Below are 14554 nucleotides of genomic sequence, written 5' to 3' on the forward strand. Positions count from 1 at the left end.
CTGATGGATATATACTTGTGGAGTTTAACGCCTTGCAACTAAATAGCAGCGGAATAGTAGAGGCATTTCGGGAGGCAGACAACTATGTGATAGATCTGGAGTATGCAAGAGATATGTTTCTCTTCTCGTTCTACACCCGTGGTATGTCGTTCATAGACATGGCTTATCTGAAAAAGTTGGACTTGAAGAATGGAACTATCACATATCGGAGAAGAAAGACCGGGCAGCAACTTACCATCAAGTGGGAGAAATGTATGGAAGACATAATCGCCAAGTATGGAACGAATACCGCTACCCATTATCTCCTGCCGATAATCACCAATCCGTATTCCGATGAACGGACACAATACCGTAATGCCATCTGCCGCATCAATGTGGTATTGAAGGAAGTCGCAAAGCTGGCTGGGTTACACATACCGCTCACTATGCACGTGGCTCGCCATTGTTGGGCGAGTGTTGCCAAGAGCAAAAATATCCCTCTTTCAGTCATCAGTGAGGGTATGGGACACGATTCGGAAGAAACCACGCACATCTATCTTGCATCACTTGACACAAGCTTGGTGGATAAAGCAAACAATCTTATTCTGAAAGATTTTTGAGCGGGAATTTATGGTGAAGTGTGTTGAGCGAAAAAACGAATCTCTTGATAAGAGAGTTATCCCAAATAAATAAACACTGATAATTAGCACTATAAATGCAAGATATGGCAGATTTATAAAACCAAATTGCAAGTTACAAAACGAAGTGCAATAAAAGAGTAGCCCTCGTCGAGAGATGCAGACGTTCTCGAAGCGTAGCGAGAGGTTGTCTGCATCTCTCGGCGAGGAAAAAGAAACAACCAGCAATACAAATAAAAAGAAAGGGAGACCTCTGTCTCCCCAAGATTAATTAACTCTGTATTGTGAAATATCATCAATTAACCTCGGAGCAAAGGTCGCAAATTTTCGCCTTACTCCAAAAGAAAACAGGGAGAAAAGAGATTGCTACAATCGTCGGCATCAGTCAGTCAACACTCTCACGTGAAATCAAACGCAACAGTACGTCATCGGGAAAGTATATTTGGACAAAGGCGCACGATATGGCTATGCAGCGCAGAAAGAGAACGGTAAAGAACGCCAGGCTCTCCGACGAATTAGTCTGGAGGATTAAGGAATATATCACCAATGACCAGTGGTCTCCACGACAAATATTAGGTTATCTGCGCAAGAGTGAGGGGATAAAGGTGTCCCACCAATCCATTTATAATATCATCCATAATGATACAACAGGGGAACTTGCCAAACACACAAGACATAAGATGAAATACAGGAATCGTCCCAAGGGCAGACATCTTCCAATTAAAGACAGGTTGAGTATCCATGAAAGAAGTAAGGAGGTTGACGGGAAGAGATTCGGAGATTTTGAGATGGACTTAATCGTAGACCCTGACCAGCATGCCATACTCACACTGGTGAAGAAATCCACCAATATGCTACTTATGCAGAAACTGCCATTTGGAAAGCTGTCAAAGCCTCTGGCAAAGGTAGTTAGGAAACTGCTGCTACCATACAAGGACAGGCTGAAGACCATGACAACAGACAACGGACCTGAATTGGCAGCACATAAGGACATTACCAAGTTCTTAGGCGTGCCCGTGTACTTCGCTGATCCATATTGTTCTTGGCAAAAGGGAGCTATTGAAAATACAAATAAACTAATCAGACAATATATACCGAAAAAGGATTCGTTTGAACATTATACAGACAAGAGAATTATGTCGATACAAAAGAAATTGAACGAAAGACCGAGAGAAAAATTAAACTTTTCTACTCCAAAGTGTGAATTCTTCAAATACGTTTTATAATTTTGCACTTGCGGGTTGACTCTGCGAATTCACAAAAATCATCTGTTGTATACCATTATAAGTGAGGATTTAACGTAATATTTGAAATATTATGCGTATCTTTGCAAGGTAAACTATATCTCTTATCAAGAGATAATAATAACCAGAGGTAAATATGCCTGTTGAAGTTGATATATTGGAAGATAGTATCTTTCTTCTTTCGCCCGAATTGCTGAATATCCTGCTTAAAGACCATACAATGAGTAAGGAGGATATTCAGCACAATATCTTTTGGGCAACTTTCGACTATGAACATCTTGGTAAGGAGTATCAATATGATTCACCTATTCTCCCTCATCTTATTACCGGAGATAACGGGCATGTCATCATGCCACGTGTCTTCAAAAGCCATGACACACAAACAGCACGCTCCCGGGAAATGGCGGAAGTGTTCACACCGTCATGGATTTGCAATGCGCAGAACAACTTGATCGACGAGGCTTGGTTTGGCAGAAAGGATGTGTTCAACAAGGAGATAACCACAGACGACGGCACAAACACATGGCAAGTCAATGAGGAGAGGATAACCTTTCCTGAAGGCAAGACATGGAAAGATTATGTGCGTGATAACCGTATGGAAATCACTTGTGGCGAAGCACCCTATCTTGTGAGCCGTTATGACACCACTACCGGAGAGTTTATTCCGGTGGAACAACGTATCGGTCTGCTTGATAGGAAGCTCCGTGTCGTCAGTGAGAATACGGCTACTTCCGGCGAATGGCTGGAAGCCGTACAGGATGCCTACAAGAGTATCTATGCCTACGAATGGCAGGGTGACAATCTTCTGCTCGCCCGTGAAGCCCTTCTCTTTTCTTTCATCGAGTATTACTGTAACAAGTTCGGAAAAGACCCGCAGCTGAAATCCGTCAACTACATCGCCTATATCATTTCATGGAATGTGTGGCAGATGGACGGGTTGAAAGGTGTCGTACCGAACAGTTGCGGAGAACGTCGTACTGTCGTTCCAGACCTGTTTGGCGAGAAGGAAGAGGTCAATCAATGCGAAGGTTGTATTAAAAACAACATCCGTAAACATAACGGAACTTACTGCATCATCAAGGACTGGCGTGCCAACGACAAGGTAACGGGCAAAAAGGGAAAGCGAATCAGATTCATCGACCTCATAAAGTGACTGCCCATGAAAACCAAGTATTTTGAAGAACTGAAACCCAAGCTAATTTATGTGTTCCGCATCAACGACAACGCACATCGAGACTGCCTCAAAATAGGTGAGGCTACTATGGATGTTGACCCAGACGAGGTGGACATCACCTCCATTGCACCTAACAGTAATGTGCTCAACAAAGCAGCCCGTAACCGCATCGACCAATATACAGCCACCGCCGGAATTGCCTACGAACTACTTTATACCGAATCTGCCAGCTACCGTAAAGGCTCACGGACTATAGGTTTCAACGACAAGGATGTGCATGAGGTATTGAAGCGCAGCGGTATTCAGCGTAAGGAGTTTCATAATATCGACAAAGGCGGCAAGGAGTGGTTTATCACTGATCTTGAAACCGCCAAACGAGCCATCGCTGCCATAAAAGAGGGACGCGAATCGCTCAATCCCTGCGAAATAAGCATCGGACGGTCGCCTATCGAATTTCGTCCCGAACAGACAAAGGCTATAACCAAGACAGTCAAACTCTACAAGAAGGCAGGAGACAAAAGCCGCCGTATGCTCTGGAACGCCAAGATGCGTTTCGGTAAGACACTCTCAGCTCTCCAAGTCGCCAAGGAGATGCAATTCTCCCGTACCCTTATACTCACTCACCGCCCTGTGGTCGATGCCGGATGGTTTGAGGACTTTGACAAAATTTTCTACGACAGTCCCGGCTATGCCTATGGCTCGAAAAATCACGGTTCTTCTTTCGCCAGTCTTGAAAGCCGCCACAAGCGTGAGGGTTTGAGATATGTTTTCTTCGCTTCGATGCAAGACCTTCGTGGATCTGAGACTGTTGGCGGTAAGTTTGACAAGAACGATGATATTTTCTCTACTCCGTGGGACTACATCATTATTGACGAAGCCCATGAAGGCACTCAGACCGCACTCGGCAAGGCAGTGATTGCCGAACTAACAAAGAATTCCACCAAAATTCTCCAGCTCTCCGGCACTCCGTTCAACCTTATGGACGATGCCACCGAGGAGGAAATGTTTACGTGGGACTACACCATGGAGCAACAAGCTAAGCAGGAATGGGATCAAAATCATTTCGGCGACCCCAATCCATACGCAGGATTGCCCCGAATGAACATCTATACTTACGACCTTGGCAGGCTGTTGTGCGACTTTGCCGATGAGGACATAGCCTTCAATTTCAAAGAGTTCTTCCGAACTAATGACAACGGAGAGTTTTTGCATCATGCCGATGTATTCCGTTTTCTCAATCTTCTTACCAAAGAAGACCCAGAAAGTATGTACCCATTTGCCAATGCCAAATACCGTAACATCTTCTGCCATACCTTATGGATGGTACCGGGCTTGAAAGCGGCAAAGGCTCTCTCGGCCATGCTCAAGGAGCATCCGGTGTTCGGCAACTTCGACATTGTAAATGTGGCGGGTGACGGTGATGAGGAAGAAGACCGTGAAGAAGCTCTCAAAAAGGTAAATAAAGCTATCTCCGAAGCGCAGCATGGCACAATAACACTCTCTTGTGGCAGACTGACCACAGGCGTGAGTGTCCCTCAATGGATGGGGGTGTTGATGCTCTTAGGCTCATTTAATACAGCCGCATCCGCTTATATGCAGACCATCTTCCGTGTTCAGACACCCTATTCTATAAACGGGCTTGTCAAGGAAGACTGCTATGTGTTCGACTTTGCGCCCGACCGTACACTGCAAGTGCTTGCCTCTGTGCCGCGTGTTTCTCACAAAGCTGGAAAGACCACCGATGCGCAACGTGAGGCTCTCGGTGACTTCCTCAATTTCTGCCCCGTAATCGGTATGGAGGGCAGCATGATGAAGCCTTACGATGCCAACAAGATGATGGAGCAGTTAAAGAAAGTCTATGTGGAGCGTGTTGTGCGCAACGGCTTTGAAGATGGCTATCTCTACACCGACGAACTGCTGAAACTTGATGAAGTGGCTGTCAAGGACTTCAAAGAGCTTAAAGGCATTATCGGACAGACCAAGGCTATTGGCAACAGCGGTAACATTGATATCAATGCCCAAGGTCTGACCAATGAGGAATACGAGGAGAAGGAAAAACTCGAAAAGAAGAAGAAAAAGGAACTGACCGATGAAGAGAAGGTTCGCCTCGAAGAATTGAAGAAAAAGAAAAAGCTGAAAGAAGATGCCGTCTCTATCCTTCGCGGCATCTCAATCCGTATGCCCCTGCTTATCTACGGTGCAAGGATTGAGAACGAGGATGAACAGTTGACAATCGAGAACTTCACTTCACTCGTCGACCCTCAGTCGTGGGAAGAATTTATGCCACGTGGCGTAACCAAAACCACGTTCAACAAGTTCAAACGCTACTACGACCCGGACATCTTCGCCGCCGCAGGCAAGCGCATCCGTGCCATGGCTCGCGCTGCCGACCGCCTGACCATCGAGGAACGCATCGAGCGTATCACCGACATATTCTCCACCTTCCGCAATCCCGACAAGGAAACAGTATTGACTCCGTGGCGTGTGGTGAACATGCACATGAGTGATACACTTGGCGGTTATACTTTTTTCAACGAGGATTTCAGCGAAACTATCACCGAGCTGCGCTATGTTGAGCACCACAAAGTAACCGACGAGGTATTCGCCCCTGGAAGCCACCTCTTAGAGATAAACTCCAAGTCGGGTCTTTATCCTCTCTACCTCGCCTACAACCTCTACCGCCGTGTTTGCAAGGATGCGATGTTCTCGCCTCAGACCCTTGATGAGCACCTTGCCATTTGGGACAAAGTGGTAAGCGAGAGTATTTTTGTCATCTGCAAAACACCGATGGCCAAAGCCATTACCCGGCGCACCCTTATGGGTTTCCGCAAAGGCTCTGTGAATATGTGGGCACCAGAAGACTTAATCAACAAAATCAAGAATCAACCCGAACTTTTCATCAAGAAAGTTCATAACTTAGTAGGAAAAGACGTGAAAATAAATGCAATAGTAGGTAATCCACCGTATCAGGAGGTTGTTGCACAAAAGGAAACTGCAAATGGACAAAAACGAAGTTCAAGTATCTTCCAATATTTTCAGACAATAAGCGATAGACTAGGAAGATATACTTCACTCATCTATCCCGGTGCGAGGTGGATTCATCGCTCAGGGAAAGGATTGGAACAGTTTGGTTTGTCGCAAATAAATGACCCTCACTTGTGTTTGTTGAAATTCTTTCCGGATTCAACAGATGTGTTCAAAGAAGTCGGTATTGCTGATGGCTTATCCATTGTGATGAAAGACACACATAAAGAAAGTAATGGTTTTAAATACATCTATTCTAAAAACGGAAAAGATATAACAGTTTATGCTGATAATCCAAAAGAAGATTTATTTCCATTGAATCCTCTTGATAATGAAATAGTTTCTTGTTTAGATGTCATCATAGGAAAATACAACACTTTACACGAGTCAGTCTTATCTCAGAAATTATTTTCTATAGAAAGCGATTTTGTGGAACGAAATCCAACACTTGTAAGAGAATATAACGAAGGTGATTATTTTGACCCAGAATTAGAAATCAAACTTTTCACCAATGATAAAGCTGGTAAGAGTGGAAGAGCACGTTGGTATGTGGCTAGTAAAGACGTTATTACAACCGGACTTGAACATTTGAACAGGTGGAAAGTCATCGTATCAAGCGCCAATGCCGGAGGACAAAAACGTAGCAATCAAATCGCTATCGTAGATAATCATAGCGCATTCGGTCGTTCTCGTGTAGCACTGAAAACATTCGCAACAGAGTAAGAAGCCAAGAACTTCTTTAGATATGCTACAAGTGAGATAATCCGTTTCGCCTTCTTGCTTACTGATGAATCCCTAACCTCGTTGGCAAAGAAAGTTCCGGATTTATTGGATTACTCAGGTGCCAATGGTATTATTGATTACAATGGAGATGTAAATGCACAGTTGTATGAACTATTTGGCATTGATGATAAAAACCAACAGCATATACGAGAGGTACTTGCTTCAAAAGAATAATCTAATCAAGATGGTTTCCGTATTTTATATAACGACATAACCACCTTGATTATACCTTCATCAAATTCATGATAAAACCTATGTGAAAAATTAAGAGTAAAATTGAAACGAGGAGCAATTATGCGATAGTTCACGAAATCTATTGCATCTACTCTTAAATATCTTCGTCAATTTCTGCATGAATGGCTTTCAGATATGCATTAATATCTATCGCGGGGACAGTACCAATAGACTTTAAATAGCTCACAAGCTGAAGAAAGAATGTAAATAAAGACACATCTTTGTCGCTAAACTTAATCTCATTTATTTCGCGGCTATTATACACTTGTTCAATATATCTGCGATTATCGTTAACATTGTTGGTTGGATTTATTCCTTCGGGAACTGTTTCGTTGTAATCAACATAAAAGCTACCCGTATCACAGAAGCATCCTAAATCTAATGTCTGTAATCCCGCCAGTTCCTTAAGCTGCTTTTTCACTGTATCGTTTCCAATGTAGGAACTTGTCGTAGTTAAAATTCCGCCAATTATCTTAGTTAATGGTCTGGCAATTGTATTCCTTCCTGATGCTACCATGCCAATACTAGTTCTTTTAAGTTTACGTACACTCTCAACTTTCAGTGCAGCGTATTCTATATGTCCTTTAACATCCTGCTTCACCTCAAACACAGCATACACACTTTCTGCTGGTATATACATAAAATCATCTTGCTTGAAAATGAAAGGTGTATAAATGGCATCATAGATGACAATGTCCATCTGCTCACTAACATTGCCTGTTGAATCTATCACAATAGCCTTATCCATCTTGTATCTGTCTGGAAGGTATGTGCGTAAAAAATTTATCCAATGATGCTCAGTTGCATCACCCTTACTGCTAGGGTGTGCGATAAACGTCCTGTTTACATTCAGGCTGGTCTGCATCTGTTCTTGCAAACCATGAAATAATTCTTTTAAATCTACCATCTTCTTGTATTCCAGTAATTCATTATTCTTGTAACAATAAAAGGTATGGGAACTAATCCCATCGCTTCTCACACCAACTATCAGTAGCAACGGATTCGCAATGGTCACTTCCTTCTCAATATCTATCATAGTCGCCAAGTCAGTACTACTATATTGTGTGGAGCCATTGGGATGGCTATGCCATTCGCCTACATATCGCAACCCATCCTTGGCTAATTGTTCCCATACTTTTTCCAGCCCCTTGGCGTTACGCTTAAACGTTGTCCTGCCTGTCAATTTCTCCACAGGCACAACGACCTGCTCTATATATACCGTATGCCTATTTGCAGAATATCGTCCTGCGAGCATTCCTCCGTTTTCATTGGGATATTCGCCCTCTGCCTGCAACTGTATTTGGTTGAACACAGAGGTTTGTATCTTTATATATAAATCATTACTCGCCAAATAATACTTCATAACTTGTTTATTCTTAAATTCAAGTCATCTTCTGTTATATAAAAATTACTTAAGGGTTCTAGCCTGCTCAACATCTTGATAATATGTTTCAAGGCGATCTGTACTTTGCATTCTATGTCGTTATATGAAGCCTTAAATGTGGGATTCCAACACCCTGTGGGATTATACATATCAGTTTCCGTATCACGCTTAAGCAAGCCATATATCAACAAAACTGTTTCTGGCACATTGGGCGAAAAGGCACATATCAAATCCTGTGCATGATTTGTTATAGATAGATTAACCAGCAGAGCTTTCGTACCCACGGAATCCATTACCCTCATTAACTGATTATCCGTAGTACAATCAAATATCACATCAAACTCATCAAAGAACTCTGCAAGAGCACTTTTGTCTTCATGCCCTGCCACATATGTTTTTATCACTAAGTCAGCAATAGACTTCAAACTGGAACATTCAACATGAGGCGAAATTTGCGTCAGTAAATTTGTTATATCCAAGGTTTTCTCAATTATACCTGTATAAAAAGGATATGCAGACCGGCAAACATTACCAGGTTCCTTATTGTCTATGTCATATAGAGTCAGGTTTTTCGCACCACATCTTGTTAGAGTTTCAGCCAAAATACTTCCTATAGCCCCGACACCCATAATCAGCATTTTTTTGTTAGCCAGTTCTTCTGGCATAGCTCCACGCCCAAAGAAATACTTATAGGAAATATCCACGGTTTCTGCCCATTGGATTTGCCCTTGCCTAAAATCAGTGAACCAAAGCCTATTTTTACCAGTGCCCACCCGCACAGGTTCTATCGGCAGGTCATCCATGAAGAGAATCATTGCCTGCCAGTGAACGCCACCTTCGGGAATTCTATATCCACAGAACAACGGGAAGAAATCATACTTGTCTCTATGCGATACCACAAAACTATGAATATAGTTCTTCTGACTCTGCGAAAATAGCCCCTTGATAGAATCGTACTCCTCAACAATAAACTTGTTACAAACCGATGGGGTGTCGCTCAGTAGGCAATATACGCCAGCAAACGACCTTAATTCTTGGTAGGACTTGCTAATCTTACATGGCAATACCTTCTTCGTCTTCAGGTACGACACAAACCTTTGTACCACATAGTTGGAGACTTGACAGTCATTTTTTTGACCTGTTGGCAACGTCGCATAGTGTACAATTCCATAGTCACCTTCAGCAAAGTCCTCTTGAATTTCTGCAAAGCAAAAAGTATAATACTTCTTATGGATTGGACAATGGTTCACCACCAGATGCTCATAATGGACATCCTTTTCTTCCTTTACATAGTATTTATCTATCCATTCTTTAAGTTGTTTCAAATCGTTCACAAACTGACTTTCAGCATTCTCATATTCTGCAGGATGCATACAAAGATTTCCACCCTGCATAATATGCGGATAGTATAGCAGATTCTTATTTTGAAAATAGATAGGTTCACGGCCCATAACTTTAAACGGGTAGGTAGGGCTGATTTCTACATTCCATTCCAAATATGTATTGTCTTGGCCTGTAGCCACAGCAATACGACCTTTCAACAAGCCAGCCTCATCGATGGTAAAATCATCAACAAGGATAACTCCAGAAAGTGTACCTATCAATTCCTTTATTTTATCTGCCGTCATCATATTCTATACTATCCGAATCGTTTTGTACTTGTAGGGTAAGCTGTACCCGCATCCTTCTCTTTATATCCGCTATATTTTTCGTTTACTTTAAAGTAGTAAGGCAGGTACACATCAGGATTACTATCTATATTGTTGAGCATACTTTCCATATCCGATTTAAACGATTGTCTATCATAGTCCTGCATTGCCGCTATAACATCGTTATTAGTGTTACCTGGATCATAAAGATGAAAACAACTTTCTGCTATGTGGTCGCGTAGATACTCCATTGTGAATTTTAATTTTGGCCAAAGACAATTATCACCATCATAGCCATCAAGGGCTTTTATTACAGCCAGCTCTATAACGAACGATTTGTATTTCTTATCCTTTTGTTTTTTCCATATTTTAAGTAGGCGGATAATCTGACGCTCGCTCGACTTTCCCTCAATATGCGAAATCTGTTTATGAATATTAGTTTTCTGGCTAGTTCCCTTCTTAAATCCCCAATGGTCTGCATTAAAACATAGGTTCAAATCTTGTGAATCACAATAGTTATCATCACTTAGCTCCCTACCTGGCACCACATCAAGTTCAACGGGTTTATCATCCCCTTCTTCAATAGGGAAGCTTACGCCAATGGAAACCTTTTGTTTGCGAATGGTTACATTTGTATCTTTATACTCTTCTGCAAGGAAATCATATACGCTATCAAACATCTTTTGTAACGTTTTGAAAGCATTATGTTTGAATGGCTCCACCAAATCAAGGTCGAATTTCACATTTGTGGCGGTATGCTTAGCAAAACTACCGGAGCAAAACGATGGATATTTGTCGCTGCCATATTTGTCGTGCATTTTAGTCTTAACCTCCTCCCTGCGTTTTTTTACCTTATCCACGAAATCCTGAACATGGCACATCTTGTGTGTCTCTAATACTTCTCTCAAATGTTTGTTCTTGTCAAAGCTCATATCTTTCTTAAATTTATATTTGTTTACATATTATTTAGCAACTTAATCACTCCATGTACCTCTGAATACGCCTTCAAATCCTCTGGCGATTCTTTGCAGAGTTGGCACAACTTTTCAGAATTTAACATCGCTCGTTCCAAATCGCCATTCTCAGTCAAGTATTTGTAGAGGTTGGTGCGTATGAAATACCGTTTTGTCTTCTCGTAGCCAGGCATATACTTCTGCAATTCAGGAAGCAGTTGTTCATAACTCTCGTATCGCCGATAAATCACATTTGGCAGAAAATGAAGCAAGAACCAAAATTCCGTGCAAGGATTCGTTTCTACAAACATCACCCTTCCGGCATATCTCTTTGCAGCATATTTCTTCTTTGCCCGCTGATACAACTGCATTTCAGATGGAAACTGAAATAGTCTATCCATATCAAACAGACATACGATGAAATCATATTGCTTGTTCAAGTAGGATTCTACCAGTTTTAGGATATGCTTGATGTCACTATGCTGTGGAAAATCAGGCGCAACCTTGAAAGGATAGCGACACGCTACCCTCAAAGAGTCGAAATAGAACCATTCGGTCTCTCCTTCGCCTATGATGGCAATACTTTTTGTTACTGTTTGTCCCATATTGTCAGTCGTTTAAATTGATATACTGACTGCCAAGGAACGGCAGTTTTACTAATTTACCTTGTTTATAGGCATTATATGGAGAGAGATTCTTATGTAGCCCCAAAGAAGACAAACGCACTATTTTGGTTTCGCCAAGTTCGTCTTTGTCGGTAAACCATATTGTGTCACGACGAATGAAATTTTCATTAAGAAGGTTGATGTCGTGAGTTGTAAGCAGCATCTGCGATGTTCCTTCACTATTCGCCAAAAAGACCTTTATAAAATAAGCCAACAGCTCGTAGTGGATGCTTGTTTCGACTTCGTCAATCGGAACAAACCGATTGGTCTTTAGCAAGAAATTCAGAATCACAGCCATACCTAAAAACCTCATTGTACCGTTGGATTCGTATTCTTCCGACAAATCATAAAGTTTATCGCCAGCTTTATGTTTGAATGTCAATTCGGTATTTGTGATTTTCCCCTTTCTAAGCATATCGGCTTTTGCTTCATCGCCAATAGGGGCATTCTGAATCAGTTGCTCCAGTTCTGGGGTAATCAATTTCTCCTCCTCGTGTAATGCAACATCTTCTATGTTGAAGTCAGAGGCTTTCAGGAAGTTTAGGATAAACTTCTTTAAGTCACCCGATTCGTCTTTGTCCAATCGTGACTTGACATAGCCCGAAAGCAACATACCCGGTGCGAGTACCTCTTTCACCTGTTTGGCGAAATAATCGTACACATCATTCAGTTTAGTCCGCTCCACGTTGCTTTTACCAAATGCGGCAAGCACACTGCTATTATTAATAGTGTTGCCGGAAATCACATCTTGACTTTTCTTTGTCATTTTCAGATTTACGCCGAAATCTATTGTCGTGGAATCGGTTGCTGCATCATAACTGCGGCTATACAATTTGGTAGGTCGGATAGAATCATAAACAATCAGCGTCTCGGAATGGATATATTTTGCATCCAATTCAAAAGTAAGGATATACTTCGACTGACCAATATAGAATACCATTGACATCTTAGTCTTTTCATTCCTTGATGTATCATCCAGCATGAAAGGAACAACCTCAGTTTTCTCGTTTCGGTCTTTGGGCATCCTAAGCACAAGCATCCTGAAAAATTCAACAGCATTCAAGATGTTGGTTTTGCCGGAAGCGTTAGCACCATATATGATGCCTACTTTTAGTAACTTTACCCCGTCCTTAACTTCATACGAATATTCATCAGACATAAAAGTATCTGACGAAGGCTCAAAACTTATCTTTTGTGGAGACTTTATTGAGAAAAAATTTTCAATGGTGAATTCTGCTATCATATTCGTTGAGTTTATCTATTACACGGTGCGAAGATACAAATAAAATCTCATATATCAAATTATAATTTGTATTTTCGTAGAAAAAATACAAAATTTAGATATAAAACAAGTTTTATGCGCGTTTTTAGAAGCAAATTCAAGCCAAACCCATTCCCAATTCTATGATAGTATTTGTTTCGTTGTTTGGATTATCGCAGTGGTTAAATAGTGGTGCTAAAATGATACTAAATTGAAAGTTGTTTGCTTTTATATTGCTGTAATATATTAAATATCAGTGTATTGAAAAATATTATATCTTGTAGTCCACAATGCAACCTTTGAAATGAGCTGTATTCGCCATACCTTACAACTACACCATCTACCTTGTCCTGACATTGATTATTACTATTCGCTCCGTGCCGCCCGACATATCTATGATTTCGGTTATAATTCGCTCGACTATCTATGCGACCATTTTTCTATATCGTATGGCACACATCACCGTGCTGGCGATGATGCAGAAATGTGTGCTCAGCTATTTTTGCAAGAGATAAAAGATGGTAATTTTGCAAATGTAAGGGGAATGAGTTTTTGTTATGGAAAGTTATAATATACTTTACAAGTTGCATTTTACTTCCAAAAGCTTAGATTTGTTGTCTATTCTTGATAAATAGAAGTAAATATATTATAAGAATATTAGGAAAGATTAAAGCAAAAAACACCTAACAGGCTATGTTCCGTTAGGTGTTTTTGTTGTTATATCTTGTAATACTCTTCCAGTAACTTCTCCAAGTCCGAAGCCTTATAGAGTATCTTCCCTGCAAGCTGTGTATAGGGTATAATCCCCTTATCCCGATAATCCTGTAATGTTCGAGGACTGATATACAGCCGTTCGCACACCTCCTTGCCTGTGAGAAAATGCTCGCCACCAAATAGCGGTTTGTGTGTCTGTGCCACTTCCTTAATCCGCTTGCTTACCCCTTTTAGTGCGGACAGCACCACCTGCATATCGTCTGCCTCCATGTTCAAATCTCTTACTTGTTCCATAGTTCTCTCGTCTTATTTGTTATTCTTGGATTTGTCCGTTTTTGATTTCTCCGATTTGCTTTGGAGTAACCGCTCCACGTCCTCACGCTTGTAGTAGCACTTATGCCCGATTTGTGTAAACGGCAGCACACCCGTGTCACGGTAATGCTGCAATGTGCGCTTACTGATGTTAAGCAGCTGGCACACATCACCATTGTGCAGCCAGTCGGTATGCTTGCACTTCTCTCCAAATGCCTTGTGGCAGCAGTCGGCAAGACTTAATATCTCGTCCCTTAGTTTCTGCCAGTTCTGGTATGTAATTATTAAATACCCCATACTTCTATTGTTTTGTTTGTTGTTACTGTTTTCTTGTGTTGCAGCGTTTTGCGCCCCAGCACGATGCAAAAGTAGGGATAGTTTCCTTATGCTCAAAGCACTAAGGAACAGCAGGGAAAACAAAGGAAACACGATGAAAATTTCTTACTCATTTCTTGTCGTTATCAACACTGAAACACCCACTTTTCTTCTTTCACTGCCAATAGAATTAAAGATACAACCTACCATTTGGCATAAGTTTTC

13 protein-coding genes are annotated in these 14554 nt (G+C 41.4%); 6 read left to right on the forward strand and 7 right to left on the reverse strand.

Translation table 11 applies throughout. The annotated features are described in order from the left end of the window. From HMPREF9018_RS03500 to HMPREF9018_RS11425, 5 genes are all read left to right on the forward strand, one after another. Positions 1 to 599 (forward strand): site-specific integrase (locus tag HMPREF9018_RS03500; protein WP_008448225.1); only part of this gene is annotated, 599 nt, incomplete at its 5' end. Positions 600 to 901: 302 nt separating this feature from the next. Continuing rightward, positions 902 to 1843, forward strand: a complete 942-nt coding sequence (locus tag HMPREF9018_RS03505; RefSeq protein WP_008448231.1) for an IS30 family transposase — start codon at positions 902 to 904, stop codon at positions 1841 to 1843. Positions 1844 to 1997: 154 nt separating this feature from the next. Then, entirely contained in the window at positions 1998 to 3014 is a 1017-nt protein-coding gene (locus HMPREF9018_RS03510) for a hypothetical protein (RefSeq protein ID WP_008448236.1), read from the forward strand. Between the two features lie 6 nt (positions 3015 to 3020). After that, entirely contained in the window at positions 3021 to 6782 is a 3762-nt protein-coding gene (locus HMPREF9018_RS03515; RefSeq protein ID WP_008448238.1) for an Eco57I restriction-modification methylase domain-containing protein, read from the forward strand. 81 nt (positions 6783 to 6863) lie between these two features. Next, positions 6864 to 7016: a hypothetical protein gene (locus HMPREF9018_RS11425; protein WP_316909019.1), complete on the forward strand. Its 153-nt coding sequence runs from the start codon at positions 6864 to 6866 to the stop codon at positions 7014 to 7016. Positions 7017 to 7170: 154 nt separating this feature from the next. Here HMPREF9018_RS11425 and HMPREF9018_RS03520 read toward each other — a convergent pair whose 3' ends face one another. The 5 genes from HMPREF9018_RS03520 to HMPREF9018_RS03540 are packed head-to-tail and all read right to left on the reverse strand — an operon-like array spanning position 7171 to position 12970. After that, positions 7171 to 8439: a DUF6602 domain-containing protein gene (locus HMPREF9018_RS03520; protein ID WP_008448230.1), complete on the reverse strand. Its 1269-nt coding sequence runs from the start codon at positions 8437 to 8439 to the stop codon at positions 7171 to 7173. Then, the gene (locus HMPREF9018_RS03525) at positions 8436 to 10088 is read right to left on the reverse strand and encodes a ThiF family adenylyltransferase (protein WP_008448234.1); all 1653 of its coding nucleotides are present in this window, start codon (positions 10086 to 10088) and stop codon (positions 8436 to 8438) included. The genes HMPREF9018_RS03520 and HMPREF9018_RS03525 overlap by 4 nt, the downstream gene beginning before the upstream one ends. Positions 10089 to 10099: 11 nt before the next feature. Then, entirely contained in the window at positions 10100 to 11041 is a 942-nt protein-coding gene (locus HMPREF9018_RS03530; RefSeq protein ID WP_008448232.1) for a nucleotidyltransferase family protein, read from the reverse strand. Between the two features lie 23 nt (positions 11042 to 11064). Beyond that, the gene (locus tag HMPREF9018_RS03535; RefSeq protein WP_008448227.1) at positions 11065 to 11667 is read right to left on the reverse strand and encodes an RloB family protein; all 603 of its coding nucleotides are present in this window, start codon (positions 11665 to 11667) and stop codon (positions 11065 to 11067) included. A 4-nt stretch (positions 11668 to 11671) separates the two neighbouring features. Then, positions 11672 to 12970 carry an AAA family ATPase gene (locus tag HMPREF9018_RS03540; protein ID WP_008448242.1) on the reverse strand — a complete coding sequence of 433 codons (1299 nt, stop codon included), beginning with the start codon at positions 12968 to 12970 and terminating at the stop codon, positions 11672 to 11674. A 286-nt stretch (positions 12971 to 13256) separates the two neighbouring features. Between HMPREF9018_RS03540 and HMPREF9018_RS03545 the strand changes: the two genes are divergently transcribed. Further along, on the forward strand, positions 13257 to 13559 hold the full coding sequence (locus HMPREF9018_RS03545; protein ID WP_394330070.1) for an exonuclease domain-containing protein: 303 nt from the start codon (positions 13257 to 13259) through the stop codon (positions 13557 to 13559). Between the two features lie 146 nt (positions 13560 to 13705). Here the strand turns inward: HMPREF9018_RS03545 and HMPREF9018_RS03550 are convergent, their stop codons facing one another. Together HMPREF9018_RS03550 and HMPREF9018_RS03555 are read right to left on the reverse strand one after the other, a co-directional pair. Further along, entirely contained in the window at positions 13706 to 13996 is a 291-nt protein-coding gene (locus tag HMPREF9018_RS03550) for a helix-turn-helix domain-containing protein (RefSeq protein ID WP_008448240.1), read from the reverse strand. Between the two features lie 12 nt (positions 13997 to 14008). Further along, complete coding sequence (locus tag HMPREF9018_RS03555; protein WP_008448228.1) at positions 14009 to 14311, reverse strand: helix-turn-helix domain-containing protein; 303 nt, start codon at positions 14309 to 14311, stop codon at positions 14009 to 14011. Between the last annotated feature and the right edge of the window lie 243 nt (positions 14312 to 14554).

It is taken from the genome of Prevotella amnii CRIS 21A-A, from assembly GCF_000177355.1.
Lineage (GTDB): Bacteria > Bacteroidota > Bacteroidia > Bacteroidales > Bacteroidaceae > Prevotella > Prevotella amnii.

What these genes read in the sequence shown, in the direction of transcription:
- HMPREF9018_RS03550 (WP_008448240.1), bottom strand. Translation starts at nt 13,996, where the DNA reads ATGGAACAAGTAAGAGATTTGAACATGGAGGCAGACGATATGCAGGTG.
- HMPREF9018_RS03555 (WP_008448228.1), bottom strand. Translation starts at nt 14,311, where the DNA reads ATGGGGTATTTAATAATTACATACCAGAACTGGCAGAAACTAAGGGAC.
- HMPREF9018_RS03525 (WP_008448234.1), bottom strand. Translation starts at nt 10,088, where the DNA reads ATGACGGCAGATAAAATAAAGGAATTGATAGGTACACTTTCTGGAGTT.
- HMPREF9018_RS03530 (WP_008448232.1), bottom strand. Translation starts at nt 11,041, where the DNA reads ATGAGCTTTGACAAGAACAAACATTTGAGAGAAGTATTAGAGACACAC.
- HMPREF9018_RS03535 (WP_008448227.1), bottom strand. Translation starts at nt 11,667, where the DNA reads ATGGGACAAACAGTAACAAAAAGTATTGCCATCATAGGCGAAGGAGAG.
- HMPREF9018_RS03510 (WP_008448236.1), top strand. Translation starts at nt 1,998, where the DNA reads ATGCCTGTTGAAGTTGATATATTGGAAGATAGTATCTTTCTTCTTTCG.
- HMPREF9018_RS03520 (WP_008448230.1), bottom strand. Translation starts at nt 8,439, where the DNA reads ATGAAGTATTATTTGGCGAGTAATGATTTATATATAAAGATACAAACC.
- HMPREF9018_RS03515 (WP_008448238.1), top strand. Translation starts at nt 3,021, where the DNA reads ATGAAAACCAAGTATTTTGAAGAACTGAAACCCAAGCTAATTTATGTG.
- HMPREF9018_RS03540 (WP_008448242.1), bottom strand. Translation starts at nt 12,970, where the DNA reads ATGATAGCAGAATTCACCATTGAAAATTTTTTCTCAATAAAGTCTCCA.